Source organism: Spirillospora sp. NPDC048823, from assembly GCF_043198445.1.
Lineage (GTDB): Bacteria > Actinomycetota > Actinomycetes > Streptosporangiales > Streptosporangiaceae > Spirillospora.
Genome location: NZ_JBICUT010000006.1, coordinates 35,524 through 60,954, shown reverse-complemented (window position 1 = coordinate 60,954; position 25,431 = coordinate 35,524). Strand labels below are relative to the sequence as shown.

At 69.7% G+C, this 25,431-nt stretch carries 19 protein-coding genes; 10 read left to right on the top strand and 9 right to left on the bottom strand.

Going from position 1 to position 25,431, the window contains the following annotated elements; all coding sequences use genetic code 11:
* Positions 1-92: 92 nt before the first annotated feature.
* Positions 93-1,700, top strand: a complete 1,608-nt coding sequence (gene guaA, locus ACGFK0_RS15900) for a glutamine-hydrolyzing GMP synthase (protein WP_392905969.1) — start codon at positions 93-95, stop codon at positions 1,698-1,700.
* Between the two features lie 210 nt (positions 1,701-1,910).
* Here guaA and ACGFK0_RS15895 read toward each other — a convergent pair whose 3' ends face one another.
* On the bottom strand, positions 1,911-2,453 hold the full coding sequence (locus tag ACGFK0_RS15895; RefSeq protein WP_392905289.1) for a carboxymuconolactone decarboxylase family protein: 543 nt from the start codon (positions 2,451-2,453) through the stop codon (positions 1,911-1,913).
* A 2-nt stretch (positions 2,454-2,455) separates the two neighbouring features.
* A complete protein-coding gene (locus tag ACGFK0_RS15890; protein WP_392905287.1) occupies positions 2,456-3,010 on the bottom strand; it encodes a peroxiredoxin in 555 nt (184 codons plus the stop codon).
* Between the two features lie 408 nt (positions 3,011-3,418).
* On the opposite strand from ACGFK0_RS15890, the gene ACGFK0_RS15885 reads away from it, so the two are divergent.
* The 3 genes from ACGFK0_RS15885 to ACGFK0_RS15875 are packed head-to-tail and all read left to right on the top strand — an operon-like array spanning position 3,419 to position 5,121.
* A complete protein-coding gene (locus ACGFK0_RS15885) occupies positions 3,419-4,729 on the top strand; it encodes a Scr1 family TA system antitoxin-like transcriptional regulator (protein WP_392905284.1) in 1,311 nt (436 codons plus the stop codon).
* Entirely contained in the window at positions 4,707-4,904 is a 198-nt protein-coding gene (locus ACGFK0_RS15880) for a DUF397 domain-containing protein (RefSeq protein WP_392905281.1), read from the top strand. The genes ACGFK0_RS15885 and ACGFK0_RS15880 overlap by 23 nt, the downstream gene beginning before the upstream one ends.
* Positions 4,879-5,121, top strand: coding sequence for a DUF397 domain-containing protein (locus ACGFK0_RS15875; protein WP_392905279.1), 243 nt, complete (start codon positions 4,879-4,881; stop codon positions 5,119-5,121). Before ACGFK0_RS15880 ends, ACGFK0_RS15875 begins: the two co-directional genes overlap by 26 nt.
* A 67-nt stretch (positions 5,122-5,188) precedes the next feature.
* On the opposite strand, the gene ACGFK0_RS15870 is transcribed toward ACGFK0_RS15875, so the two are convergent.
* Positions 5,189-6,118, bottom strand: coding sequence for an ankyrin repeat domain-containing protein (locus ACGFK0_RS15870; RefSeq protein WP_392905275.1), 930 nt, complete (start codon positions 6,116-6,118; stop codon positions 5,189-5,191).
* Between the two features lie 241 nt (positions 6,119-6,359).
* Here ACGFK0_RS15870 and ACGFK0_RS15865 point away from each other — a divergent pair, with 241 nt between their 5' ends.
* The 6 genes from ACGFK0_RS15865 (at position 6,360) to ACGFK0_RS15840 (ending at position 18,971) form a co-directional block, all read left to right on the top strand.
* Complete coding sequence (locus ACGFK0_RS15865; RefSeq protein ID WP_392905273.1) at positions 6,360-8,165, top strand: DUF6745 domain-containing protein; 1,806 nt, start codon at positions 6,360-6,362, stop codon at positions 8,163-8,165.
* Positions 8,166-8,200: 35 nt separating this feature from the next.
* Positions 8,201-9,421 (top strand): PQQ-binding-like beta-propeller repeat protein, encoded by a 1,221-nt coding sequence (locus ACGFK0_RS15860; RefSeq protein WP_392905271.1) that lies wholly within the window; start codon positions 8,201-8,203, stop codon positions 9,419-9,421.
* Positions 9,414-10,697 (top strand): PQQ-binding-like beta-propeller repeat protein, encoded by a 1,284-nt coding sequence (locus ACGFK0_RS15855; RefSeq protein WP_392905269.1) that lies wholly within the window; start codon positions 9,414-9,416, stop codon positions 10,695-10,697. Before ACGFK0_RS15860 ends, ACGFK0_RS15855 begins: the two co-directional genes overlap by 8 nt.
* Before the next feature lie 112 nt (positions 10,698-10,809).
* Positions 10,810-11,739, top strand: a complete 930-nt coding sequence (locus tag ACGFK0_RS15850) for a LysR substrate-binding domain-containing protein (protein WP_392905267.1) — start codon at positions 10,810-10,812, stop codon at positions 11,737-11,739.
* A gap of 143 nt (positions 11,740-11,882) precedes the next feature.
* On the top strand, positions 11,883-15,326 hold the full coding sequence (locus tag ACGFK0_RS15845; RefSeq protein WP_392905265.1) for a CDP-glycerol glycerophosphotransferase family protein: 3,444 nt from the start codon (positions 11,883-11,885) through the stop codon (positions 15,324-15,326).
* A 21-nt stretch (positions 15,327-15,347) separates the two neighbouring features.
* Entirely contained in the window at positions 15,348-18,971 is a 3,624-nt protein-coding gene (locus ACGFK0_RS15840) for a CDP-glycerol glycerophosphotransferase family protein (RefSeq protein WP_392905262.1), read from the top strand.
* On the opposite strand, the gene ACGFK0_RS15835 is transcribed toward ACGFK0_RS15840, so the two are convergent.
* The 6 genes from ACGFK0_RS15835 to ACGFK0_RS15810 all read right to left on the bottom strand — a co-directional run bounded on the left by ACGFK0_RS15835 (position 18,924) and on the right by ACGFK0_RS15810 (position 25,197).
* Positions 18,924-19,625, bottom strand: coding sequence for a class I SAM-dependent methyltransferase (locus ACGFK0_RS15835; protein ID WP_392905260.1), 702 nt, complete (start codon positions 19,623-19,625; stop codon positions 18,924-18,926). The two genes, ACGFK0_RS15840 and ACGFK0_RS15835, sit on opposite strands and share 48 nt — an antisense overlap.
* A 92-nt stretch (positions 19,626-19,717) precedes the next feature.
* Entirely contained in the window at positions 19,718-20,509 is a 792-nt protein-coding gene (locus tag ACGFK0_RS15830) for an SRPBCC family protein (RefSeq protein ID WP_392905258.1), read from the bottom strand.
* A gap of 205 nt (positions 20,510-20,714) precedes the next feature.
* Complete coding sequence (locus ACGFK0_RS15825; RefSeq protein WP_392905255.1) at positions 20,715-21,572, bottom strand: FAD binding domain-containing protein; 858 nt, start codon at positions 21,570-21,572, stop codon at positions 20,715-20,717.
* Positions 21,569-23,992 (bottom strand): xanthine dehydrogenase family protein molybdopterin-binding subunit, encoded by a 2,424-nt coding sequence (locus ACGFK0_RS15820; RefSeq protein ID WP_392905252.1) that lies wholly within the window; start codon positions 23,990-23,992, stop codon positions 21,569-21,571. The genes ACGFK0_RS15825 and ACGFK0_RS15820 overlap by 4 nt, the downstream gene beginning before the upstream one ends.
* The gene (locus ACGFK0_RS15815; RefSeq protein ID WP_392905249.1) at positions 23,989-24,480 is read right to left on the bottom strand and encodes a (2Fe-2S)-binding protein; all 492 of its coding nucleotides are present in this window, start codon (positions 24,478-24,480) and stop codon (positions 23,989-23,991) included. Before ACGFK0_RS15815 ends, ACGFK0_RS15820 begins: the two co-directional genes overlap by 4 nt.
* Before the next feature lie 411 nt (positions 24,481-24,891).
* Entirely contained in the window at positions 24,892-25,197 is a 306-nt protein-coding gene (locus tag ACGFK0_RS15810; protein WP_392905247.1) for a hypothetical protein, read from the bottom strand.
* Positions 25,198-25,431: the final 234 nt, after the last annotated feature.

The following is a 25,431-nucleotide window of genomic DNA, read 5'->3' as shown; positions in this document are numbered from 1 at the left end:
CATCATGTGACAGCGGTAGGTGCGGGTGCGCGCATCGGTGCAGGCAGCCGCCCCCGTAGACTGGGGGAACCCTTCCGGCCGTGCGAAAGGCGTTGTTGGTGGCCGCAGACCAGTCCTTTGACACCGTTCTCGTTGTCGACTTCGGGGCGCAGTACGCGCAACTGATCGCGCGTCGCGTCCGCGAGTGTCACGTGTTCAGCGAGATCGTGCCGTCCACCATGCCTGCGGCGGAGATGCTCGCCAAGCGGCCGAAGGCCATCATCCTGTCGGGCGGCCCTGCGTCGGTGTACGCGGAGGGCGCCCCGATCGCGCCGGACGGGCTGTTCGACCTGGGCGTCCCCACGCTCGGGATCTGCTACGGCCACCAGGTGATGGCGCAGGCCCTAGGCGGGACGGTCGAGAACTCCGATGTCGCCGAATACGGTGGCGCGACCGTGGCCGTCACGTCCCCGGGCATGCTGTTCGCCGGTCTGCCGCATGAGCAGGCGGTGTGGATGTCGCACCGCGACTTCGTCAGCCGGGCCCCGTCCGGTTTCACCGTGACGGCCAGCACCGACGTGACGCCGGTCGCGGGCATGGAAGACCTTGAGCGCGGCTTCTTCGGCGTCCAGTTCCACCCGGAGGTCCTGCACACCGAGCACGGGATGGAGCTTCTGCGGCGTTTCCTCTACGAGGGCGCCGGTTGCCGTCCGAACTGGACGATGGTGAACATCGCCGACGAGTCGATCGCGGCCGTCCAGCAGCAGGTCGGGCACAAGCGGGCGATCTGCGCGCTGTCCGGCGGCGTGGACTCCGCCGTCGCCGCCGCCCTCGTCCAGCGCGCCATCGGCGACCAGCTGACCTGCGTGTTCGTCGACCACGGCCTGCTGCGCAAGGGCGAACCCGAGCAGGTCGAGAAGGACTTCGTCGCCGTCACCGGCGTGAACCTGCACGTCGTGGAGGCCCAGGACCGGTTCCTCGCCGCCCTCGACGGCGTCACCGACCCCGAAGAGAAGCGCAAGATCATCGGCCGGGAGTTCATCCGGGTCTTCGAGGAGGCCGCCCGCGAGATCGTCGAAGGCGGTTCCGGGTCGTCCACGTCGACGGGTGCGGATGACGCGACCGAACCGGTCGAGTTCCTCGTCCAGGGGACCCTCTACCCGGACGTCGTCGAATCGGGCGGCGGTACCGGCGCGGCCAACATCAAGTCCCACCACAACGTCGGCGGCCTCCCCGAAGACCTCCAGTTCAAGCTGGTCGAGCCGCTGCGGAACCTGTTCAAGGACGAGGTCCGCGCGCTCGGCGAGCAACTCGGCCTGCCGTCCGAGATCGTGTGGCGCCAGCCGTTCCCCGGCCCCGGCCTCGGCATCCGCATCATCGGCGCCGTCACCCGCGACCGCCTGGACATCCTCCGCGACGCCGACGCCATCGCCCGCGAAGAGCTGACGAACGCCGGCCTTGACCGCGACATCTGGCAGTTCCCCGTGGTCCTGTTGGCGGACGTCCGGTCCGTGGGAGTGCAGGGTGACAGCCGCACCTACGGCCACCCCATCGTCCTGCGTCCGGTGACGAGCGAGGACGCCATGACGGCCGACTGGGCGAAGCTGCCCTACGACCTGCTCCAGCGGATCTCCACCCGCATCACCAACGAGGTCCGCGAGATCAACCGGGTCACCGTCGACATCACGTCCAAGCCCCCCGGCACCATCGAATGGGAATGACCCCACCGCGCCCCTGAGCAGCGCCGTCGAGCGCTGCCCGGTCAGGGGCGGCTCCGGTGAACGCACCCCGGGCGGCGCGGCCCGATGCTGACGGCGGCCGGAACACGCGAAACGCTCGGCTGGGATGCCCAGCCGAGCGTTTCATCGGCTCAGGGGCCACTCGGTCGGCGGCCGATCAGGTCCGCCGGGCGCGCCCCGGTGTTCGCCGGGTCAGACCGTGGCGGGGGCCAGGGCGGTCTCGGCGTCCAGGGTCGCGGCGGCGGCGTTGACGACCGCGGCGATCCGCAGCGCCTCCTGCACCAGCTCGCGCGACAGGCCGGCGTCGCGGACGACCTTCTCGTGCGACTCCAGGCACCGCCCGCAGCCGTTGATCGCGGACACGGCGAGGCACCACAGCTCGAAGTCGACCTTGTCCACGCCCGGCTTCCCGATGATCGACATCCGGAGCCTGGCGGGCAGCGTCGCGTACGTCTCGTCCCCGATCAGGTGGGTGGCGCGGTAGTACACGTTGTTCATCGCCATGATCGACGCGGCGCCCTTGGCCGCCTCGAACGCCTCGGCGGACAGGTGGTCGCCCGCCTCCTCGGCCAGTTCCCGGATGACGGTGGCGCTCCGCGTGGTGAGGGCGCAGGCCAGCACCGTCCCCCAGAGCTGCTGCTCGGTGAGCTGCGAGGTGGACGTCAGCGACCCCAGATTGAGCTTGGTGTCCTTGGCGTACGCCGGGAGGGCGCTCTTCAGCGCGTCGACGCTCATGGTCAGGCCCCGGCCAGCAGCTTGGCGGCGTCGAGGGTGTCTTCGCCCTTGTTCCAGTTACAGGGGCACAGCTCGTCGCTCTGCAGCGCGTCCAGCACCCGCAGGACCTCCTTGACGTTCCGGCCGACGGACCCCGCGGTCACCATGACGAACTGGATCTCGTTGTTGGGGTCGACGATGAACGTCGCGCGCTGCGCCACGCCGTCCTCGGTGAGGATGCCGAGCGCCGACGACAGTTCGCGCTTGAGGTCCGCCATCATCGGGAAGGGGATCTCGCGCAGGTCCGGGTGGTCCTTGCGCCAGGCGAAGTGGACGAACTCGTTGTCGACGGACGCGCCGAGCACCTGCGCGTCGCGGTCGGCGAAGTCCTCGTTGAGACGGCCGAACTCGGCGATCTCGGTCGGACAGACGAAAGTGAAGTCCTTCGGCCAGAAGAACACGACACGCCACTTGCCCTCGTAGGACTTGTGGTTGATCGTCTCGAACGCGTTGTCCGCGTCCAGCGAGACGCAGGCGGTGAGTTCGTACTCGGGGAACGTGTCACCGACAGTAAGCACGCATGCTCCTTCGTCACGAGAAAGGGATCGCCTCCGCATGAGAGGCGCAGGAGGGGCCGCGGGCTTCCGCCTCGGCAGCCGATGTCACGCAGCGTGCCGCAGTCCCGTTAAGAAGAGAAATCGATGTATCCCAATCGATTGATATGAGACACCTATCAATCGCGATGACCAGCAGCGAAGTGCCAGGTCGGCGAATTCTAACGACCGTCCAGTAGATGAACGTCACACCGATCCGCCCAAAACCGGCCTCGCTCTCCGTAGCGGGCAAGTGTAAAGGGGAACCGGGTCCGGGTGGTCGGGGCGGGTGGACGGAGCGGTGTCGAGAATGCTTCGGCCGCTCCGACCTACCAGGGGAGCCGCCGGTTCGCGTGGCGGCCCCATGGACGGCACCCGATTCGAGGAGCGGACATGTCACGGAACATCGAGACCGTCAACACCTACCTGGACGGCTTCCGCAAGAACGACCACGCGCAGATCCTGTCGTGCCTGACCGACGACATCGAGTGGACCGTCTTCGGCGGATTCCACCTGACCGGCAAAGACGCCTACGACAAGGCCATCGACGGCCCGCCCGAGCTCCTCAACCCGCCCCACCTGGAGGTCGTGCGCATGGTCGAGCAGGGCGACGTCGTCATGGCCGAACTCACGGGGACGGTGAAGCGGGCGGTAAGGCTCGGCCCATCGCCCGGTCCCGGGCTGGACGGCCGGCAGCGGGTCCGTTTCGTCTATGAAGTCAGCCTTGCGAATTTTGTCGCTACTCATTTCTCGTGTTCGCCTTTGTTATGGACCTCTTGTGTGCTGCGAAACAGGTTGACTAAAGCGACCCACGCTTGTCATTGTTGCCGACAACATCAGAAAAGCGATGACGTGCGGAGGTGTGCGATCATGGTCAGGCCTTCCCCCGACCCGCACGAGTCCATCTACGCCTTCATGGCCTACTACCTGCGGTTCCTTCGGGTCCAGCACAATGTGACACAGGCCGATGTCGCCAAGATCCTCAACTGCTCGATCGGCCAGGTTTCCAAATACGAGACCGGCGAGAAGCAGTTCGGCACCAGGGAGTGTGCCGCTCTGGACAAAGAGTGGAACACCGGCAATGTGTTCACAATCTGGCTCGGCTACGCAAAGCTCGGAATCGACGCAAACGCCCCATCCCGCCTCGACCGCTACCAGCGCAAGGCCGTCGAGCACTGCATCTTCTCCAGCAGCATCGTTCCCATTCCGTTGCAGACGGAGGGCTATGCAAGGTGCTTACTGGAAGCAGGTCACGCAGCCGGACTCATTGAGGACGTCGAAATCGCCGTCGCGCTGCGGATGGATCTTCAGGCGGCGATCCTGGACGGTCGGCCCGACCTATGGGTTGTGCTCGATGAGATCGCTCTTCGTTCGATGGGAAGTTCCCAGGTCATGGCCGACCAGTGGGACAAGCTGGCTGAAATGGGCCAGCTACACCATGTCTCAGTCCGTATACTTCCGCTGTCGGCTGCGCCGCACACCGGCGTGGATGGTTCGTATTGGTGCTTCACGCTCCCGGGGCGCCGCTTGGCGGCTCACTCTGGAAACGCGCTGGGCATGGGCCGAGTCATCGATGATCAAACGGAAGCGGCTGAGGTTGCGAGGCGCTTCCAGCGTCTCGCAGCGCGTGCTTGGAACGAGGATCAGTCGCGGCAGTACCTATCACGGATGGTTGAAATCAATGACGGCTTGGCGCAAGAGTAGCTACAGCCAAACTCACGGAACCTCTGACTGTGTTGAGGTAGCGGACCTCGCACAGCTTGTCGGCGTCCGGGACAGTAAGGCACCTGCCGGTCCGCACTTGGCGATCACGAGGGACGAGATGGCCGGCCTGATCACGCGGATCAAGTCTGGTGACCTCGATCTCTGTGATCGGTAAGGCTGACGTGGACGGCACGGCCCGGTGTGATCTCAAGTGGCGCAAGAGTACTTACAGCCAAGGTGGCGGTACGACCGACTGCGTGGAACTCGCCTCCTTGGACGGCGCCGTGGGGGTCCGGGACAGCAAGAGCTTGTCGACCCCCCACCTGCCTGTCTCCAGGGACGACTTGGCCGCCTTGCTCGCCCGGATCAAGGCGGGTGGATTGGATCTTTGACCGGCGCGGTCGGAGCCGGGGGCGTCTTCCGTGTGCGGGTCGATGGCGCGAAGGAAGGACCGTCGGGTCAGTGCCAGTAGTCGCGTTCGGGGAGTTGGAGCCACATGTCGGCGGGGCCGATGATCGCGCGGGAGTCGGTCGGTCGCAGTCCTGCGTAGGCGAAGCAGAACGCCTCGGCCTGGTTTTGGTAAAGGTAGGTGAGAAGGACTTCCTCGGCCGTGTCGTCGGCGCCGGCCCATCCTCCGGGATGCAGGTCCCAGCCTTCGAGTACGCCGTCTCGGGCGACGCTTCCCTGGTTTCCGCTCTTCGGGTTGGCGTACATGGCGTAGCACACGGTCCCTGTCGAAAGGGCCTTGCTGACGCCGGGCATGGATGCCCCATAGGCCCATGGCTGGACGATGACGCACCCGCCCGGCACGTCGATCGCGCCGACGACCGAGTCGTCGTAGTCGCCGAAGACTTCGTCCTCCCCGTACTCCGGCGCTTCGACCGTGGCCGCCTCCAGGCGCCGGGCGGCCTCATCTGTGGTGATATCGGCGACACAGGCCAGGTTGAAGCCGTCGTAGTAGATGTCGCTCAACGCCCTGATCAGGCGGGGGGCTTCCGCCACCGCTGCGGCTTCGGCGGCCGAAAGCTCGGCGCACAGCGGGGAGAACAGGTCCGGGTGCGGACCGGCCAACGCGAGTCGGCCGGGTGACCAGCCGGCCATCATAGGGCGCCACGGGTCGGCGCCGGCTTCGACCAGGGCACGGGCGTTGTCGGGACGCTTGTCGAAGACGGCCCGCCAGAGGGCGGTTCGGCCCTGGTGTTCGGCGTCTACGTCCCTGACGTGCCTGGCCAGTTCCGCGACCACTTCGGGCGTGCCGCGCTCCACAGCGAAGTCCAATGGACGCTGGTACCCGAATATGAGGGCGTCCGGGTCGGCGCCCGCTTCGAGGTGTGCACGGACCTGGGCGGGGTCCCGCCATGTCGTGTTCGCCCATTCGTTGGTGTCCATGGCAAGCGGATTGTGGCCTGCAGGTCGGACATTTCGTGCCGATGTGACGGCGGTGTTCAGCCTGCGCATCGATTGACTTCAAGGCAGGATGGCCGTCTCGCCGGGGGTGCGGGCCGGGCGCGTCCGGTCAGCGGCGTGGGGGTCGGTGATCTTGTTGTTGGTTGGGCGGAACCGGGAGGGTGGCGGGCGTCTCATATGTGGTGTCTCGTCCGTCGAACCCTGGGGAACGCCAATGGACCGGTTGAGCGCTGAGCAGCGGCGGCTCGTCGATGAGCTGTGCGGTGAGTGGGAGGCGCGCGTCGCCGAGCCGGATCGGGGGGATGCCGAGCGGGCACTCGCCGAGGTGTACGACCAGCGGGGGTGGGGGCGGCCCAAGGCCGTGATCTGGCTGGACTCCCCGCTGGCGGGCGCGATCGCGGCGCGGACCCTCCTCTACGGGCACGAGCATCTCGACGGCGACCGGCACCCGGACGCGCATAAGGCATGGGTCGGCGCGACCACTGCCCGCCTGGAGGGGACGTACGGGACGTTCGACCGCCACGAGCCGTCCGACTTCGAGGAGAACGAGCCCTTCGCCTCCAGGTGGCGGCTGCCGGACGTCCTCTCGGCCTACAAGCTCTCCTACGACATGGAGAAACCTGATCTGCGGGCCGTTCTCGCGCGTGTCGGTGAGCCCGCGTGGGCGATCAACAGCGGGGTCTCGGCCCGGTTCAAGGAGGAGGCGCTGTCGCCATCCGATCCCGGACGTTTCGCCGCTGCCAGCGCCACTGCCCATGCGCGCCTGCTTGAGGAGCTGGAACCGGCGTTTTCCGCTGGGCAGTGGGAGGCGGCCAAGGACGCGCTGCGGTCGTGTGCCGAAGCGCCGCGTCCTGAGCATTGGAAGCAGTGGCGGCAGGTATGGGCCGCGGTGCGCGCTCCGGAGAACCATGCGCTGCTCATCCTGGCGGCGGTGCGCGGGGGTGGCACCGGGCCGCTCCAGGCGCGGCTGCGCATGGCGTCGGTGGTCGGATGGTGGTGGGCGCTCAACGACGTCGCGGTGCTGACCCCTCATCCGGCCGAGGTCCACACCGACGACTCGGGTCGGCTGCATCGTGGCGACGGCCCGGCCGTGCGCTACCGGGACGGTTTCGCGCAGTACTGCTGGCGGGGCCGGCTTGTGCCGCCCGACCTCATCGACCCCGGGTGGAGCGCCGCCGACATCGCTCACGCGTCCGATGAGGAGTTGCAGGGGCGTGCGGCGGAGCAGTTCGGTGCCGCGTCGTACGCGGCCACCTTTTGCGCCGAGCGCGTCGTCCCGAATTGGCGTCGTTGCGCGCTGGAACGTCTGGGCTGGGCGCGGTTCGCCGCAGAGGCGCCGCTGACGCGGGTCGGGGAGGCGGTGACCGATCCCGCCGATCCCGGCTGCGAGCTGGCGCTTTACGACGTCCCGGCGGCGGTGTTCGGGGGCCCGGCCCGGGTGGTGCTGCGCGCCGGAGGCGGCCGCAGCGGGACGGCGCTGCTGGTGCCGATGGACGCGACCGACCCGGTGGCCGCCGCGTCGTGGCTCGGAAACGGTGCGGAGGGGCCGGCGCCGGAACCGGAGTTGCTGGCGCGCATCCGGCGGAGCGAGTCGCTGCTGGACACGCTGGCCGGGCTGGAGCTCGGAATGTCCCACATCTCGCACATCGAGCACGTCGAGGAGGTCCACCTGGCCTGTGGTGCGCGGCTGGAGCCGATCGGCGGGAGCGGCACCGGCGGCACCTATTTCCTCTGCGGTGACGGACCTCGGCGTCCGGTGATCTACGCCGACTCCGAAGGCGGCTACCAGGTGATGGGCCGCGACCTCACGGAGGCCCTTGAATTCATGGTGAGCGCCGACCCCGATGGCGGCGACCCGGAGGAGGCGGACGACGAGGCCGCACGGGAACTGGGCCTGCGGCCGCTGTCGCCGGAGGAGTACCGGGCGCGGCGGGAGCAGGCCAAGGCGATGGCGGCCGCCCTCACGCTGGTGATGACGGACGAGGGCAATGCGTACGAGTACCGTCCCAGTACGTGGTTCCGGTGCTGAGGCCAGGCCGCCGACGGTGGGCGTCCCTTTTCGTCGTGGCGGCCTTGCTGCTGCCCGTGGGCGGCTGCGGGTTCTGGAACGACCCGCTGCTGTGGAGCCTGGACGGCCGGACGATCAGCGGCGGTGAAATGGTGCGGCCGACGGTCTGGGCGACCGGGCCGACTCTGGCGATCACCCGGGCGCGCGACGTGACCGGGTACGACGCCGCGACCGGTGAGCCGCGCTGGACGGTGCCGCTGTCCGGCGAAGTGTGCGCGGCCTCGCCCCGTCCCGCCGGCGGCCGGGTCGCCGTTCAGTTCGGCCAGGGCAAGCCGGGCTGCGACCGGGTCGCGGTGATCGATCTGACCGCCGGAAGGAAGGTCTGGGAGCAGCCGATCACCCCTGCCGACCGGTTCATGCGGGGTCAGGCGGTCATCAGCGCGGGTGCCGTGGTGGTGGACTGGCTCTACGGCACCGCCGCCTTCCGGCTGGACGACGGACGCCCGCTGTGGAACGTCGACAGCGACCGCGTGGACTGCGCGTTCCAGGGATTGGCGGGTGGTCCGATGCTGGTGGCCGGGCGGTCCTGCGACGCCGACAGGCTCAAGGTCCGCCGTGTGGAAGGGCTCGACCCGAACACCGGCCGGGCGCTGTGGAGCTACGAGGCACCATTGGGATACGTGGTCGAGGTGATGGTGTCGACGCGTCCCGTCGTCCTCGGGCTCCGCCGGAACGACCAGCGTAGGCGCGTGTCGCGGTTCGTGGTCCTCACCACGTCCGGTGTGCAGGTCACGAGCATCGATGTCGACTTCAAGAGCTCGCTCAATTGCTCCATCCCGGAGCCGTACAGCCGGTGCAGGAACATCGTGGTCACCGGCGACAGCCTCTACGTCAGGTCGGGCGACCGGCCGGGGAACGACGACAAGGAGCGGACGTTCGCGCCGATCGTCTCCTTTGACCTGGCCACCGGCCGCGCCCGGTGGGTGACCGAGAACCCGGACGGCAACCACCTGTTCCCGATCGCGATGGACGGCGACCGGCTCATCGCCGCCCAGCCCGCGACGGCCGGTGAGGGAGGCGAGGCTCCCCGGCTCGTGTCCGTCGACGCCGCCACCGGCAAGACGTCGATCATGTGGAGCCTCACCAGGAAGGCGGACTTCCGGCTGCGCAGCGGCGCCGACCGCCAGTACGCACACGGCCGGTTCTTCCTGACCAAGACGCTGGTGACGGGCAGGGAGAAGGTCGCACTCCGCGCGTACGGGGACACCGATGGATGAGCCCGGGAACCCGGCGCGCCGCTTCGGACGGCGGTCGGCGCTTCTGGCCGTCCTGGCCTCCCTGCTGCCCGTCGCGGCCTGCGGGATCGGGGAGGAGGCGGTGCTGTGGAGCCTGGAAGGCCGGGCGGTCGGCGGCGGCGAGCCCGTGACACCGACGGTCTGGGCGACCGGCCCGACGCTGGCGATGGCACGGGCCCGGGACGTGACCGGGTACGACCCCGCGACCGGCGAGCCGCGCTGGACGGTGCCGCTGCCCGACAAGGTGTGCGCGGTCTCATCCCGTCCCTCCGGGGGCCGGGTCGCGGTCCGGTTCGGCAAGCGGGAACTGGGCTGCAACCGGGTCGCCGTGATCGACGTGAAGACCGGCACGAAGGTCTGGGAGCAGGCGATCAGCCCGACCGACCGGCACTGGTCGGGGGAGATCGTCATCGGCGAGGGCGTCGTGGTGGCGGACTGGCGCTACAGCACCGCCGCCTTCCGGCTGGACGACGGACGCCCGCTGTGGACCATCGACAGCCGCGGCGCGGACTGCGCGATCGACGGCCTGTCCGGCGGCCCGGTGCTGCTGGCCCGGCAGACCTGCGAGAACAAGTCCCGCAGCGTGCACCGGCTCGACCCGCGCAGTGGCCGGTACCGGTGGAGCCACGACGTGCCCCCCGCCTACAAGGTCGAGGCGATGGCGTCGACCCGTCACGTCGTCCTCGGGCTTCGCTCCACGGGCCGCGGCGTGTCGCGGTTCGCGGTGCTCGACCCGTCGGGGAGGCAGGTCGCGGGCCTCGACATCGCCGGCGGCGAAGAGGCGCGTTGCCATGATGGCCGCCAGGACCTCAATCGCTGCGTCGGCGTCGTGGTCGCCGACGACAGCCTCTACGTCAGATCGGGTGAGCGGCCTGCGAAGCGGAACGGGCGCACCGTGCCGATTGTCTCCTATGACCTGGCCACCGGCCGTGCCCGGTGGGCGACCGACAACCCGGACCGCAACCACCTGTACCCACTGGCGATCGACGGCGACCGGCTCATCGCCGCCCAGCCCCGCAAGCCGGGCGCAGGCGGCAAGGGCGGCGGCGGGAGCGAGCCGCCCCGGCTCGTGTCGGTCGACGCCGCCACCGGCAGGACCTCGATCATGTGGCGCCTGCCCAGCGACGTCGGCCTCTGGCTGCGCAGCAGATACGGCCGGCAGTACGCGCAGGGCCGGCTCTTCATGAACGAGACGTCGGTCACGCGCGGGGAAAAGGACGACATCGTGTTCCGTGCCTTCGCGAAGCCTCCCGAGTGAGCTGGAGCGCGGTGGTCCTCGCGGCGGACGACGCACAGTGGTGAACGCCACCTCTCCATGACCTGGGGTGGGTCACTGTGTGTGATTACCGTTCGGTAAAGTTGCGGTCGGGATGGCGATCAACAGACCGACGGTGGCGCAGCTGCGGGCGTTCTCGGCGCTTGCGGAACATCTGCATTTCCGGGACGCGGCCGCCGCGCTGCGGATGAGCCAGCCCGCGTTGTCGGGGGCGGTGGCGGCGCTTGAGGAAGGTCTGGGAACCCGGCTGGTCGAGCGGACGACGCGGAAGGTGCTGCTGACGCCCGCCGGGGAGCGGGTGGCGCGGCGTGCCGCGGTCGTCCTCGCGGAACTCGACCGGCTGGTCGAGGAGGTCAGGGCCGTCCGGGGGCCGCTCGTCGGGCAGCTTCGGGTGGGCGTGATTCCCACCGTCGCGCCGTACCTGCTGCCCGTTGTGCTGCCACGGCTCGCCAAGGAGTTTCCGGAGCTGGAGCTGTCGGTGCGCGAGGAGAAGACCAAGCACGTCGTCGCGGAGCTTCTCGCGGGGCGGCTCGACGTGGTGCTGCTGGCGCTGCCCGTGCCCGCCGCCGGTGTGACCGAACTCGTCCTGTACGACGAGGACTTCGTGCTCGTCGCGCCCGCCGAGTTCGAGGTCGCCGGGGGCGAGGTCGCGCCGGAGACGCTGAACGACCTGGACGTGATCCTGCTGAACGAGGGGCACTGCCTGCGGGACCAGGCCCTCGACGTGTGCCGCGACGTGGGGGCGCGGGCCGCCGCGACGTACGCGACGAGCCTGGCGACGCTCGTCCAGCTCGTGTCGGGCGGGCTCGGGGTCACGCTCGTGCCGGAGACCGCGTTGGAGGTGGAGACGCGTCGCGCGCCGAACCTGAGCCTGCACCGGTTCGCTTCGCCCGCGCCGTTCCGGCGGATAGGGCTCGGATTCCGGGCGACGTCGCCGCGTGCGGGGGAGTTCGAGGTGCTCGCGGAGAGCGTCCGGGAGGCCGTCGCCGACTCGGGGGTCGCGCCTGGCATCCGTCCCGCCTAGACCCACCGGGCGGACGGTCAGGGGACCGTAAACGCCGGGCCAGGCGGGGTCAAGTCTGCGTCAGGGGACGGACTGGCAATCGCGATGCGTGTTCATGTGGTGGCGTGACGTCACCATGCTCGGTGGGGCGAGGAGGAGGCCCCATGTCCCCGAAGCTCAGCGTCGTCGTGCCGTTCTGCAACACCGAGGAGTTCTTGCGGGAGTGCCTGGAGTCGCTGGCCGGGCAGACGCTGCGCGACCTTGAGGTGATCATGGTGGACGACGGGTCCACCGACAACGGCGCCGTGATCGCCAAGGAGATGTGCGGCCGGGACCCGCGGTTCCGGCTGGTGACGCGGGACAACGAGGGGCCCGGGCCGGCCCGCAACGCGGGGGTGCGGCAGGCGCGCGGCGAGTACCTGGCGTTCGCCGACGCCGACGACGTTGTGGAGCGCAGGGCCTACGCGCGGCTGGTCGGATCGCTGGAGCGGACGGGGTCCGACATCGCGTCCGGCAACGTCCTGCGGATGGACGACGACCGGAAATGGCAGTCGCCCTTGCACGACGGTGTGTTCACCGAATCCTGCACCGGGACGCATGTGTCGTCCAAGCCGGACCTCATGCGTGACAGGACGCCGTGGAACAAGGTGTACCGGCGCGACTTCTGGGAGCGGGAGGGGCTGGAGTTCCCCACGGGTTTCTACGAGGACCCGCCTGTGACAGTGCGCGCGCATGCCCGAGCCCGTTCTGTGGACGTGTTGAGTGAGACGGTCTACTTCTGGCGCAAGCGGCAGGGGTCCATCACCGAGGACCGCTATGACTGGGACAACATCACCCAGCGTCTGGCGTCCGCGCGTGTCCTGCGGGACGGGATGGCCGAGTACGCGCCCCAGCTCCTGAACGCCTATGACGAGCACGCACTGGTCGCAATCGAGCTTCGCACGCTCTTTGAGGCTCTGCCCAGGACGCATGACGTGCATCGCGAGGAACTCGTCGCGACCGGTGCTGAGCTGGCGGAGCGGATAAGCCCGCGCGTGCTGAAGCGGCTTCCCGCGATGACGCGCCTCCAGCTGTATCTGCTGTCCCGGCGGATGTTGCCGGAGTTGCTGGAGGTGCTGCGCTTCGTCCACCTCCGGAAGGCGGCGGACGCGCCGCGGGTGCGGCGGGGCCTGCGGCCACGGTGGTACGCGGAGTTCCCGTTCTTCGAGGACGAGGAGCGCGCCGTACCGCAGCACCTGTACGACGTGACCGACGAGCTGACGCCGGTCGCGGCGATCGACCGGGCCACGTGGGTCGACGGGCGGCTCCGCATCGAGGGGCACGCCTACATCCGGCATCTGGACTCCTCGACCGAGGACGGCTCCCGCATCCGGGTGTGGCTGGTGGCGGCGAACCGGCGCGGGCTCATGCGGGTGCCGGTCACCCGGGTCCGGAGGCCGGACGTGACCGCGAGGTCGCGGCAGTCGACGGTCTCCTACGACTGGTCCGGGTTCGTCGCGGACATCGACCCGGCGTCGCTGAAGTTGTTCGGGCGCTGGCGGGACGTCGACTGGGTGCCGTGCGTCGAGGTCGCCAACCGGGGGCTGCGGCGGCGGGCCACGTTCGCGAACCCGCGGCTCACCGCGCTGCAGTGGCCGGACGACCGGGAATGCGCGCCGGGCGTGCTCGTGCAGGGCGTCGCGGGCAGGCACCGGTTCGTCGTGCAGGTGCGGCGGACGCCAGCGGCCGTCGTCGGAGGCCATCTGGAGCGCGGCGAGCTGTGGCTGGACGGCTGGAGCCTCGCCCCGTTCGGCGACGAGCCGCGCATCATCGCCGCGCCCAAAGCGGGACGGGCCACGGTGACCGGCCCGGTCGAGCCGGTAGGGGACAACGGGTTCCGTGCCAGGCTGCCGGTCGCCGGGCTGGCCGGACGTCCCGGCGACTGGGAGATCACCCTGCCGGACGGGGTCAAGCCCTACCTGGACGAGGATCCGGCCGGCACCGCGTTCCCGATCCCGGGCGGGGAGGTGGAACTCGCCAGGACACGGCGGAGCACGCTGAGGATCGTCGTCCGCGGACGGGTCCTGGCCGTGGACGAGGTGTCCTGGTCGCCCGACGGCGCCCTTCACCTGGCGGGGACATGCACGGACGGGGCGGGACGGCCCGAAGCGCTCGTGCTCCGGCGGCGACGGTCGTGCGAGGAGCACACGGTCGGGTTGCGCTGGGAAGGGCACCGGTTCACGGCGTCGTTCTCCCCGGCGCGTATGCCGGTGCTCGGGTTGTCGCGTCCGCTTGTCGCCGGCCGTTGGGACGTCCTTGCCGCCCTCGACGGGAAGGAGCAGCCGGTCGTCGTCAGAAGGCACACCCTGCGCACGCTGCCGGAGCCGTTCGAAGCGGGTCTGCACAGGATCGGGGTCCGCGCCCACAAGACCGACCAGCTGCAGTTGCGCATCGAGACGGCACTGGACGACGACGAACGCGGGGCCTACGCGCAAAGCCGCATACGGTCCGGGCATTACCGCCGCCACCTGAACCTGCCCGTGCGTGAACTCGCCGTGTTCGACGCCTACAGGGGCCGCCAGTACTCGTGCAACCCGCGCGGCATCTACGACGAGCTTCGGCGGCGCGGAACCGACATCGAATGCGTGTGGGTCACCGAGAACGGCCAGTTCGGCAAACCCACGGGCGCCCGGACCGTCCTGGCCGGTACGCGCGAGCACTACGAGGCGTTGGCCCGCGCGCGCTACGTCTTCGGCAACTGGTCACAGAAGGACTGGTTCACCAAGCGCGACGACCAGACGTACGTGCAGTGCTGGCATGGGACGCCGTTGAAGAAACTCGGATACGACGTCAAGACGATGCCGTACAAGCGCACCGAGGGCGTCGACTGGATGGAGTACGACGTTCCCCATTGGGATCTGCTTCTCGCCCAGAACGCGTTCTCCGTGCCGCTGTTCCGGCGTGCCTTCCGCTATGACGGGCCGGTCTTCGAAAGCGGCTATCCGCGCAACGACGTCCTGAACAGCCCGCACCGGGGGGAGATCGCGTCGGCGGTGCGGCGGCGCCTCGGCATCCCGGAGGGCAAGCGGGTCGTCCTGTACGCGCCGACGTGGAGGGACGACTTCCACCACGCGGTCGGCAAGCGCGCGTTCCGCCTCGAATTCGACATCGACCGGTTCAGGGCCGCCCTGGGGGACGACCACGTCCTCCTCCTGCGCACCCACTATCTCGTCACCGACCGCCCGAAGCTCCGGCCGGGCGACTGCGTGATGGACGTGTCCGTCTACCCCGACATCTCCGAACTGTTCCTCATCAGCGACGTGCTCGTCACGGACTACTCGTCGTCCATGTTCGACTTCGCCGTCACCGGCCGCCCGATGGTGTTCTTCACCTACGACCTGGAGCGCTACCGCGACCACGTGCGCGGTTTCTACTTCGACCTCGACGCGGAGGCCCCGGGGCCTCTGCTGAGCACCTCGCAGGAGGTCGTCGACGCCCTGCGCGAGCCGGGCGCGCTCGATGCCGGTTTCCGGGACGCACGCGCAGTGTTCGCCGCCCGGTACTGCCCGCACGACGACGGCCACGCCGCCTCCCGCGTGCTCGACCGGGTCCTCCAGCCCGCCACCTGAAACCCCACCACGGAGCCGCAGTTGTCACCCCAGATAAGCATCGTCGTCCCCTTCCGCAACGCCGAGGAGCACCTCGCCGGCTGCCTGGCGTCGCTCGCCGGGCAGACCCTGCGCGGCCTGGAGGTGCTCATGGTGGACGACGGGTCGAGCGACGGCGGCGCGGCCGTCGCCGAAGAGTTCGCCGAACGCGACGACCGTTTCACGCTGCTCCGCCCGTCCGGCGGAATGCCGGCCGGGGACACCGGCGTGGAGCAGGCGAAGGGCCGGTACCTGGCGTTCGCCGATGGCGAGGGCGCCGCGCCTCCGTACGCCTACGAACTGATGGTCGGCACGCTGGAGTCGACCGGATCGGACCTCGTCGGCGGGAACGTCATGTGCCTGGACGGCACGCAGGCACGGCAGTCCCCGCTGCACAGCGTTCCCTACGCGACAACGGTGAAGTCGACGGATGTGACCCGCCACCCTGCGCTCCTGCAGGACAGGATGGTGTGCAACAAGGTGTTCCGGCGCGCGTTCTGGGACACGTACCGCTTCACGGTCCCGACGGCCTCTGACGTGCTCACGGCCATGCAGACCCAGATCCTGGCCTCCGCGATGGACGTGCTCGACACGACCACCTACTTCTTGCGCGAGCGTCCGGGAACGGCTAAACGGATCCGTCACGAGGCCACGGATGTCACCGAACGGATGGCGACCCTGGCGAAGGTGCGGGAATTCGTCGAAGACCACGCGCCGGAGCTTTTGGCCGTCCACGACATGTACGCGCTGGACCTGGACGTCCGCGCGCTGATGCTCGCCCTGCCCGAGGCCACCGGGGAGGAACGGGAACGCCTTGTCGAGCTGGGTGCCGAGGTCGTCGCCGGGGGCGACCGCTCCGCCGCCGAACGGCTCGTGTCGATCAGGCGGCTGGAGACGTATCTGCTCGGTGAGCGGATGCTGCCCGAACTGCTGGAAGTACTCCGTTTCGAGGCGGAGGGGCTGCGGGACGTCCCGCTCGTGCAGCGGGGCCGCCTCCGCCAGCGCTGGTACGCCCGGTACCCCTTCTTCGACGACCTGGACCGTGCCATCCCGGAGGACCTGTACGACGTCACCGACGAACTGCTCCTCTGGGCGGACGTCGACCGTGTGGAATGGGACGTCGACACACTCATCGTCGAGGGGCACGCCCACTTCGACCGGCTGGACGTGTCGTCGGTGGCGGATTCCCGCATCCGCGTCTGGATGCGCGACGTCAGGACCGGCAAGGAGATCCGGCTGCCGGTGGAACGGATCCGCTGCGCCGACGCCACGGCCCAGTCCGGCCAGTCGCTCGTCTCCTACGACTGGTCCGGGTTCTCCGTCCGGGTGGAGCCCGAGTACCTGCTGGACGGCGACGAGTGGCGGACGGCCACCTACGAGCTGTACGCCGAGGTGTCGACCGCGGGACGCAAGGCCGTCCAGCGGCTCATCGCGATGGCCCCGGCCGTGCGGTGGACGGCCGCACGGCAGGTGGACGAGCACGTGGCCGTTCAACCGGCGGCCGGCGACGACGACGTGTTCGTCGTCCACGTCAAGCGGGCCAAGGCCGTCGTCACCGGCATCCGGCGCGACGGCGACCATCTGGAGCTGACCGGCTGGACCAGGCGAGCCTTGGGCGCGGGGGTGGCCATGGTCGCGGCACGCCGGCACGGGGGCGCGGAGATCCGCGGAGAGGTGACGCTCCGCCAGTCGGCCGTGCTTCGCATGGCGGAGGGCACCGGATTCGACTTCAAGGCGCGACTGCCTCTGGAGGACGGGTCGATCTGCTGCTCGTCCTGCCGCCCCTCCTCCTGCGGACACCTGCTGGACGCCATCGACTGGGACATCAGGCTGACCGGCGAGGGCGGGCCGCTGAGGCTGACCGTCGCGAGCAACGTCCCCGCCGTCCGGTACGCCCTACCGCCTTGCACAGGGTCGGCCTGCACGGGGTCGGCCTGCGAGTGTGGCAGGGAGTTCGCCCTCACGCGGACGGCGTTCGGCAACCTGCGCGGTGTGGAGCGCAGCTTCCGGCCGGTCGTGACCGCGGCCGAGTGGGACGAGAACGGGCTCCTCACGCTGAGCGGCGACTTCGCGGACCCCGAGGAACGGCCCTCCCACTTCGTCCTGCGGCGGTTCCGGTCGGGTGACCAGCACCGCGTCCCCGTCACGTGGGACGGGTGCCGGTTCACCGCCGCGTTCACACCCGCGGCACTGGCCGTGTTCGGGACGGACCTGCCATTGCCCAGCGGAACATGGGAGTTGCTGGCGCGCGCGCGTTCCGGAGAAGTGGCCGTCGTCGTCGAACGTGAGGCGATCCCGGACCTGACCGGCCGGCAGCTCGTGGGAACGCACGAGTTCGAGGTCGACGTACACCAGACGGACGCGTTCCTGCTTCACAGCCGTCTCACCCTCAACGAAGACGAGCGCGGCGGACACGCGCAACTGCTCCTCCAGCAGCGTGACTACCCCGTCTACCTGCGGAGCCCCATCGCGGACGTCGTCGTGTTCGACAGCCACGAGGGGACCCGGTACAGCTGCAACCCGAAAGCCATCTACGAGGAACTCATCCGGCGCAAGCCGAACCTGGAATGCGTGTGGATTTCCCGGGACGGCCAGTTCGCGGTCGAAGGGAAGGCCCGGACGGTCCTGGCGGGAAGCCGCGAGCACTACCGCGTCCTCGCGCGCGCCCGCTACGTCGTCACCAACGTGGGGCTGCCGTCCTGGTACGCCAAGCGCGCGGGCCAGACGTACGTCCAGACCTGGCACGGCACACCGCTGAAGCGTCTCGCCCACGACCTCAGCGACATGCCGTACCAGCGCACGGAACGCTTCGACTGGACGGAACGGGAGGTGGCGCGGTGGGACCTGCTGCTGTCTCCGAGCCCGTTCGCCACCCAGGTCATGCGCCGGGCCCTCCGGTATGAGGGGGAGATCCTGGAGACGGGTTACCCGCGCAACGACATCCTCAGCACACCCGAGTGGGAGAGCATCGGGGCCCGCATCCGCAAGCGCCTGGGGATACCCGACGGCAAGAAGGCCGTCCTCTACGCGCCCACATGGCGGGACGACCGGCACCACGCACCCGGCGGCTACGGCTTCTCCCTCGAACTGGACGTGGAGACCCTGCGCCAGGCCCTCGGCGAAGACCACGTCCTGCTTCTGCGGCCACATCCCCTCATCACCGACCGGGACCCTTCTTCGACCAGTGCCCCAACCACGGGCGGCTCCACCACGGGCGACTTCGTCATCGACGTGTCCCGGTATCCGGACATCGCCGAGCTGTACATGGCGGCCGACGTGCTCGTCACCGACTACTCGTCCGCCATGGTCGACTACGCGATCCTGGGCAGGCCGATCGTCCTCTTCGCCTACGACCTGGAGCGCTACCGCGACCACGTGCGCGGCTTCTGCCTCGACCTGGAGGCCGAGGCGCCGGGACCCGTCGTGACGACGTCCGCCGAGGTCGCCGAAGCGGTCAGGCGGGCGCCCGACACCGAAGAGCGCTACGCGGACGCCTACGACCGCTTCTTCGTGAACCACTGCCCGCACGACGACGGCCAAGCGTCCGCCAGAGCCGTGGACCACATCTTCGGCGATGTCCTAGCCGGGCTGGCGGGCGCGGGCGAAGAGCCAGGCGCCGGGCCATGACGACAGAGGCAGGCGGCGTTCCAGCGCGGCGGTCGCGCGCAGCGCCTCGTTGGCGAGGGGGTGCAGCGGGGCCAGGTCCTCGCGGCGCGCCGTCCGGTGCCTGAGGCGTCGCAGGAACGGCCGGAGCAGGACGCCCCTGCTCCACACCCGCTCCAGCACCAGTCCGGCGCCCTCGACGAGCTCGGCGAGCGTGCGGCGCGTGTAGCGGCGGACCCGCCCGAGCGCCACGTCGTGCGCCGACCACAGGGCCATGTCGCACGGGACGGACAGCAGCGCCGTCCCGCCCGGCTTCAGCACCCGCGTGATCTCCGCCGCCGCCCGCTCGTCGTCCTCGATGTGCTCCAGGACGTCCAGGGCCAGCGCGAGGTCGTAGTGGCATGGGGGGAGCGGCAGATAGCGCGCGTCGCCCTCGTACGCCTCGACGCCGTGCGCGCGCGCCAGCGCCACGGCGTCAGGGCTCAGGTCGATCGCGGTGGCCTGCCAGCCGTGCTCGGCAAGCACCCGTGAACCCGTTCCCGCGGCGGCTCCGATGTCGACCGCCGTCCCCGGCTCGCTGAACCGCAGCAGTTCCGCGGACAGGATCTTGCGGCGCTCGCGGTACCACCAGTTGTCGTTCTCGATCCGCGTGATCCGCTGAAGCTCGATGGTGTCCACGGGACAAGCCGACGGCATGCGCGGCGGCGCGTTCCACCGACGTCGCCGTCCGGTGACCGATCGTTGACCGGTGTTTGACCCCCGGCCGGACGTCAGCGCTTCCGGCGGCGGCGCCGGGTGAGGAAGCGGAACACCAGCAGCAGAGCGACCAGGCCGCCGACGGCCGGGACGGCCCGCTTGGCGACCGACGGGCCCGCGACCTCCAGCAGGTCGATCGCGTCGTCCTCCCGCGCCACCCGCAGCGGCCGCTCACGCTTCTCCGCCGCCGGCGCGGCCTTCTCCGCCGCCGGAGCGGCAGCCCGCTCCGGGTCGCCGGGGCTCTCGGGTGCGGTGGCCGGGACGGGCTCGACGACCTCCGCGGTCGCCGGGCCCGGCTTGTCGGCGGGCTCCGGCTTCGCCGCCGCGGCCGGGCTCTCGGCGGCCGCGGCCGGGGTCGTGCCGGACGACTCCAGCTCCTCCTCCAGCGCCTTGGCGAACCGGGAGATGATCTTGGAGCCGACCTCGGACAGGATGTTGCGCCCGAACTGGGCGGGCCGTCCCGTCACGTTCATCTTGGTGTGCACGGTCACCCGGGTCGTGTCACCCTCCTCGTGCAGCTTCGCCTGGACGGTCGCCGACGCCGTCCCCGAGCCGCGGGCCTCCTTCGCGGACGCCTCCATCGTCACCGTGCGTGACGACTCCTCGGCCGACACGATGCGCGCGGAACCGCGGTAGGTGATGGTCATCGCGCCGACCTTCACCTTCATCCGGCCCTTGAACTCCTCGCCCTCGATCGAGTCCAGGGTCGCGCCGGGCATGCACGCCGCGACGCGCTCCACGTCGAGCAACACCGACCAGGCCTGATCGACCGGTACGGGGACGGTGAAATCGTGGTCGAGTTCCATGATCAAATGTCCTTATCGTCCGGAGACCTTGTCCGCGACCCTACGGCTGACGCCCATCGCGTCGCCAGTGGGGCCGATCACCCCGCCCGGGACCAGGGATCGTACCCGGCCGGTACCCCGCGACGGGTCGGCCATGCGGCCGGATCCCCGGGGGTCCGGAGATCCGGCCGCACGGCCGTCAGCGCCCGCCTTTCAGCACCGGCCCTCAGGCACCGGCCGCGGCGCTCAGTGCCCGCGCGGTCAGCACCGTCGCCAGATGGGTCCGGTACTCCGACGAACCGTGCAGGTCGGTGGGTGGCTCGGTGCCCGCCGCGGCCTGCGCCGCGGCGGTCCTGAACGAGTCGTCCGACGCCGACCCGCCCCTGATCGCGATCTCCACCGCGCCGGCCCTGACCGGGGCGGGCCCCATGTTGGTCAGCGCGACGCGCGCCTCCTCGATCCCGTCACCGTTGCGCCGGACGGCGCACGCGACACCGACGATCGCCCAGGCCTGGGCCGTCCGGTGGAACTTCTCGTAGTGCACGCCCCAGCCGGACCCCAGCTTCGGTACGCGGACGCCCACGAGCAGCTCGTCCGGCTCCATCGCCGACGTCATCCAGTCGACGAAGAACTCGGTCGCGGGGATCTCCCGCTCGCCGCGCACGGACCGGACGAGGAACACCGCGTCCAGCGCCAGCGCGACGGCCGGCAGGTCGCCCGCCGGGTCCGCGTGCGCCAGCGACCCGCCGAACGTGCCCCGATGCCGGACGGCCGGGTCGGCGACCGTCTCCGTCGTCACCGCGATGAGCGGCGCGTGCTCGCGGACCAGCGGATCGCGGATCACCTGATGGTGCGTCGCCATCGCGCCGATGACCAGTGAGTCGCCCTCCTCGCGGATCTCCCGGAGTGCGTCGATCCGGCCGACGTCGATGAGCGACTCCGGGATGGCGAGCCGCATCCGCAGCAGCGGCATGAGGCTCTGCCCGCCGGCGAGCACCTTGCTGTCGTCGCCCCCGTCGGACAGCGCCCGGACGGCGTCGTCCACCGAGGCGGGACGGGTGTAGTCGAACGTCGCGGGGATCACTGGGCACCTCCGGCCGATCCGAGTCCGCCGCCCGCACCGGGTTGCGCGGCCTGCGGTTTCGATTCCGCGCGCAGCGCGCGCCAGACGCGTTCGGGCGTGCACGGCATCGCCACGTCCTGTACGCCGTGCGGGCGCAGCGCGTCCACGATCGAGTTGACGACCGCGGGGGTCGAGGCGATCGTGCCGGCCTCGCCGACGCCCTTCACGCCCATCGGGTTGGACGTCGCGGGCGTCTCCGTCCGGTCGGTCGTGAACGTGGGCAGGTCCGCCGCCGACGGGATCAGGTAGTCGGCCATCGTGGTCGTGGTCAGGTTGCCCTCCGCGTCGTAGACGGCCTCCTCGTAGAGGGCCTGCGCGATGCCCTGCGCGAGGCCGCCGTGCACCTGCCCCTCCACGATGAGCGGGTTCACGACGTTCCCGACGTCGTCCACCGCCACGTACTTGCGGATCTTCACCATCCCCGTCTCGGTGTCGACTTCGACGGCGCACAGGTGCGTGCCGTGCGGGAAGGAGAAGTTGTCCGGGTCGAACGTGGCGTCGGAGTCCAGCGACGGCTCGATGCCGTCAGGCAGGTCGTGCGCGGCGAACGCGGCCAGCGCGACCTCCTGGAGCGTCTTGCCCTCCTCCTGGACGCCGCGGACGCTGAACCGTCCGCCGCTGAAGTCGAGGTCCTGTTCGGACGCCTCCAGCAGATGCGCCGCGACCTTGCGGGCCTTGTCGACCACCTTTTCGCACGCCGAATAGAGCGCGACACCGCCTACGGCCAGTGAACGCGAACCGTACGTGTCCATGCCCTTGTGCGAGATGGCCGTGTCGCCGTGCAGGACCTTCACGTCCTCGAACGGCACACCGAGCCGGTCGGCGGTGATCTGCGCCCACGCCGTCGCATGGCCCTGACCATGCGGGGACGAACCGGTGACCACCTCCACCTTGCCGGACGGAAGCATCCGCACCGACGCGTGCTCCCAGCCGCCCGCACCATAGGACAGCGAACCCAGAACACGGGACGGCGCGAGCCCGCACATCTCGGTGAACGTGGACACTCCGATGCCCAGCTGCACCGGATCCTGCCGTTCACGGCGGTCCGCCTGCTCGGCGCGCAGCTTGTCGTACTCGAACAACTCCAGCGCCTTGTCCGTCGCCGCCTCGTAGTTGCCCGAGTCGTAGGTGAGGCCGGCGATCGTCTCGTACGGGAACTCCTCGTGCGCGATCCAGTTGCGGCGCCGCACCTCAATGGGGTCGACGCCGAGTTCGGCCGCCAGGTCGTCCATCATCCGCTCGATCGCGAACGTGGCCTCCGGCCGGCCCGCACCCCGGTAGGCGTCCGTGGGCATCTTCGTCGTGAAGACACCCGTGCAGGTGAACGACAAGGCGTCCATCTTGTAGATGCCGTTGAACATGAACGCGCCCAGCAGCGGGATGCCCGGAGTGACGAGCATGAGGTACGCGCCCATGTCCGCCAGCAGATCCACCTTCAGGCCGCGGATCCGTCCGTCCCGCTCTGCCGCGAGCGTGAGCCGCTGTATCTGGTCGCGTCCGTGGTGGACGGTCATGTTGCCTTCGCTGCGCGACTCCGTCCACTTGACCGGGCGGCCGAGCCGCCGGGCGAGCAGCAGCGCGATGACCTCCTCCCCGTACACCTGCAGCTTGGAGCCGAAGCCGCCGCCGACGTCGGGTGCGACGACCCGGATGTGGTGCTCGGGGATCCCGGTGACGGTGGCCAGCATCAGCCGCAGGATGTGCGGGATCTGCGTGGCCGAGTACAGAGTGAAGTCGTCTCCGTCCGGGACGCACAGAACCGACCGCGGCTCCATCGCCGTAGGGATGAGCCTCTGCTGGACGTACTTGCGTTCGATGACGACCGGGGCGTCCCGCATCGCGGCGTCCAGATCCCCGTTCTCGAACACCCACGTGTAGGACTTGTTCGTCCCCAGGTCTTCGTGGACGAGGTCGGCGCCTCCCGCTATCGCCGCCTCCATGTTCACGACCGCGGGCAGCGGCTCGTAGTCGATGTCGATCTCTTCCAGGGCGTCGACGGCCGCGTACTTGTCGCGGGCCACCACGCACGCCACCGGCTCACCGACGTACCGGACCTCCCTCACGGCCATCGGCGGATGGTCCGGATGCTTCATGTCGTCGGTGACGACCCACGCGCACGGCAGCGACCCCTGCTCGTCGGCCAGATCCTCGCCGCTGAACACGGCGACCACCCCGGGACTGCTCTTCGCCTGGGACGTGTCGACGCGGGAGATCCGCGCGTGTGCGTACGGGCTGCGCAGATAAGCCACGTGCAGCGTCCCCGCCGGCGTCATGTTGTCGGTCCACTTCGTCCGGCCGGTGATGAGCCGGGCGTCCTCGGACCGCCTGCGCGGGGAGCCGATCTCCCGCGTGGTCACGGCTTCGCCCTCGACCGCGGTCACGGCGTCACCTCCTGTCCCGCGGGGTCGCGCATCTCACTCGCGGCACGCCGGACGGCCTTGACGATGTTCTGGTAGCCGGTGCACCGGCACAGGTTCCCCTCCAGCCCGTCCCGGACCTCGTCCTCGGACGGGTCCGCGTTCTCCCGCAGCAGATCGAGAGACGCCATGATCATGCCGGGGGTGCAGTACCCGCACTGGAGAGCGTGCTCCTCGTGGAACGCGCGCTGCATCGGATGCGTGCCGCCGTCGACGCCCAGGCCCTCGATGGTCGTCACGTCACTGCCGTCCGCCTGGACGGCGAGCACCGAGCAGCTCTTCACGCTCATCCCGTCCATCAGGACGGTGCAGGCTCCGCAGTTGCTGGTGTCGCACCCCACGGGAGTGCCGACCTTCCCCAGCCGTTCGCGCAGATAGTGAATCAGAAGGAGGCGCGGTTCGACGTCGTCTTCATACGTCGCGCCATCGACCTCGACACGGATACGTGGCATGAGTTTCTCCCAGGGACGTCTCAGGGTGGACTTCGAGAGACACGCCCCCAGGTGGGGCTCGCTGGTCCGGCCACGTCATCGGGGCCCCCTCCGTGGAAGGCGACCATACGAACTTATGCCGCGGTTGATTTCCGTACTAGCCCCCGGCGTCGGTTATTTACCGACGTCTGAGTGAATGATGGCCGCCAGGGCACACGAAGCAGAACCCGCCCGGTCGCAGGCCCGACGATGCCGTTGTCGGAGACTCCGCCCCACCGCCGTACCGCCCCGGCCGAGGACCGATACCGGGCAGGCGATGAGCGGGGATTCCGGGGTAGGGGGCGCCTATGTTCTTCTTCTTCTCATCTCGGCTGGGATGTCTGGGATCGCTGGCCGTGACCCTCGTCCTCACCTGGATCGCGTATCTGGTCCTCAGCCGCTGAGATCGCAGGCGTCGCGGATCTTCTCGGCGGCCTCGGCGAACCGCAGGGTCTCCTCGTCCGACATCCGGTCCTTGCCGCCCGAGGCGATGACGGTGTCCACCTGATCTGCGAGGTCGTCGTCCTTCAGCTTCGGCCGGACCTCGCGCAGAGCGGCGAGCACCTGGTCCGCGCTCGGGTCCGGCGTCTCCGAAAGGGCCGACGAGATCTTCGCGCAGTCGGCCTTTCGGTTCCCCTCGCCGTTCGAGCAAGCGGACAGGACGAGGCAGAGCCCCAGCAAGACGTAGGTGCGTTTCACGCCGACGATGGTGCCATGCGCGGCCGTGAGGACAGGCCCGCGGACCGTGTGGGCGTCCCGGAAGTCGGGGCGGCGGCTCACGTCCGGGCGGCATCCGGGTGTTCAACTTGACGACCGTTGGTTACAGAGTGTCTTCTTATGTGCGTGTCAGCGCGAGTCTTCATCAACAGCCCCGTGGCCTTCTGCCGCGTGGCCAGCGCGCTGTGTCCGTGTTGTCGCTGATTCCCGTCTCTT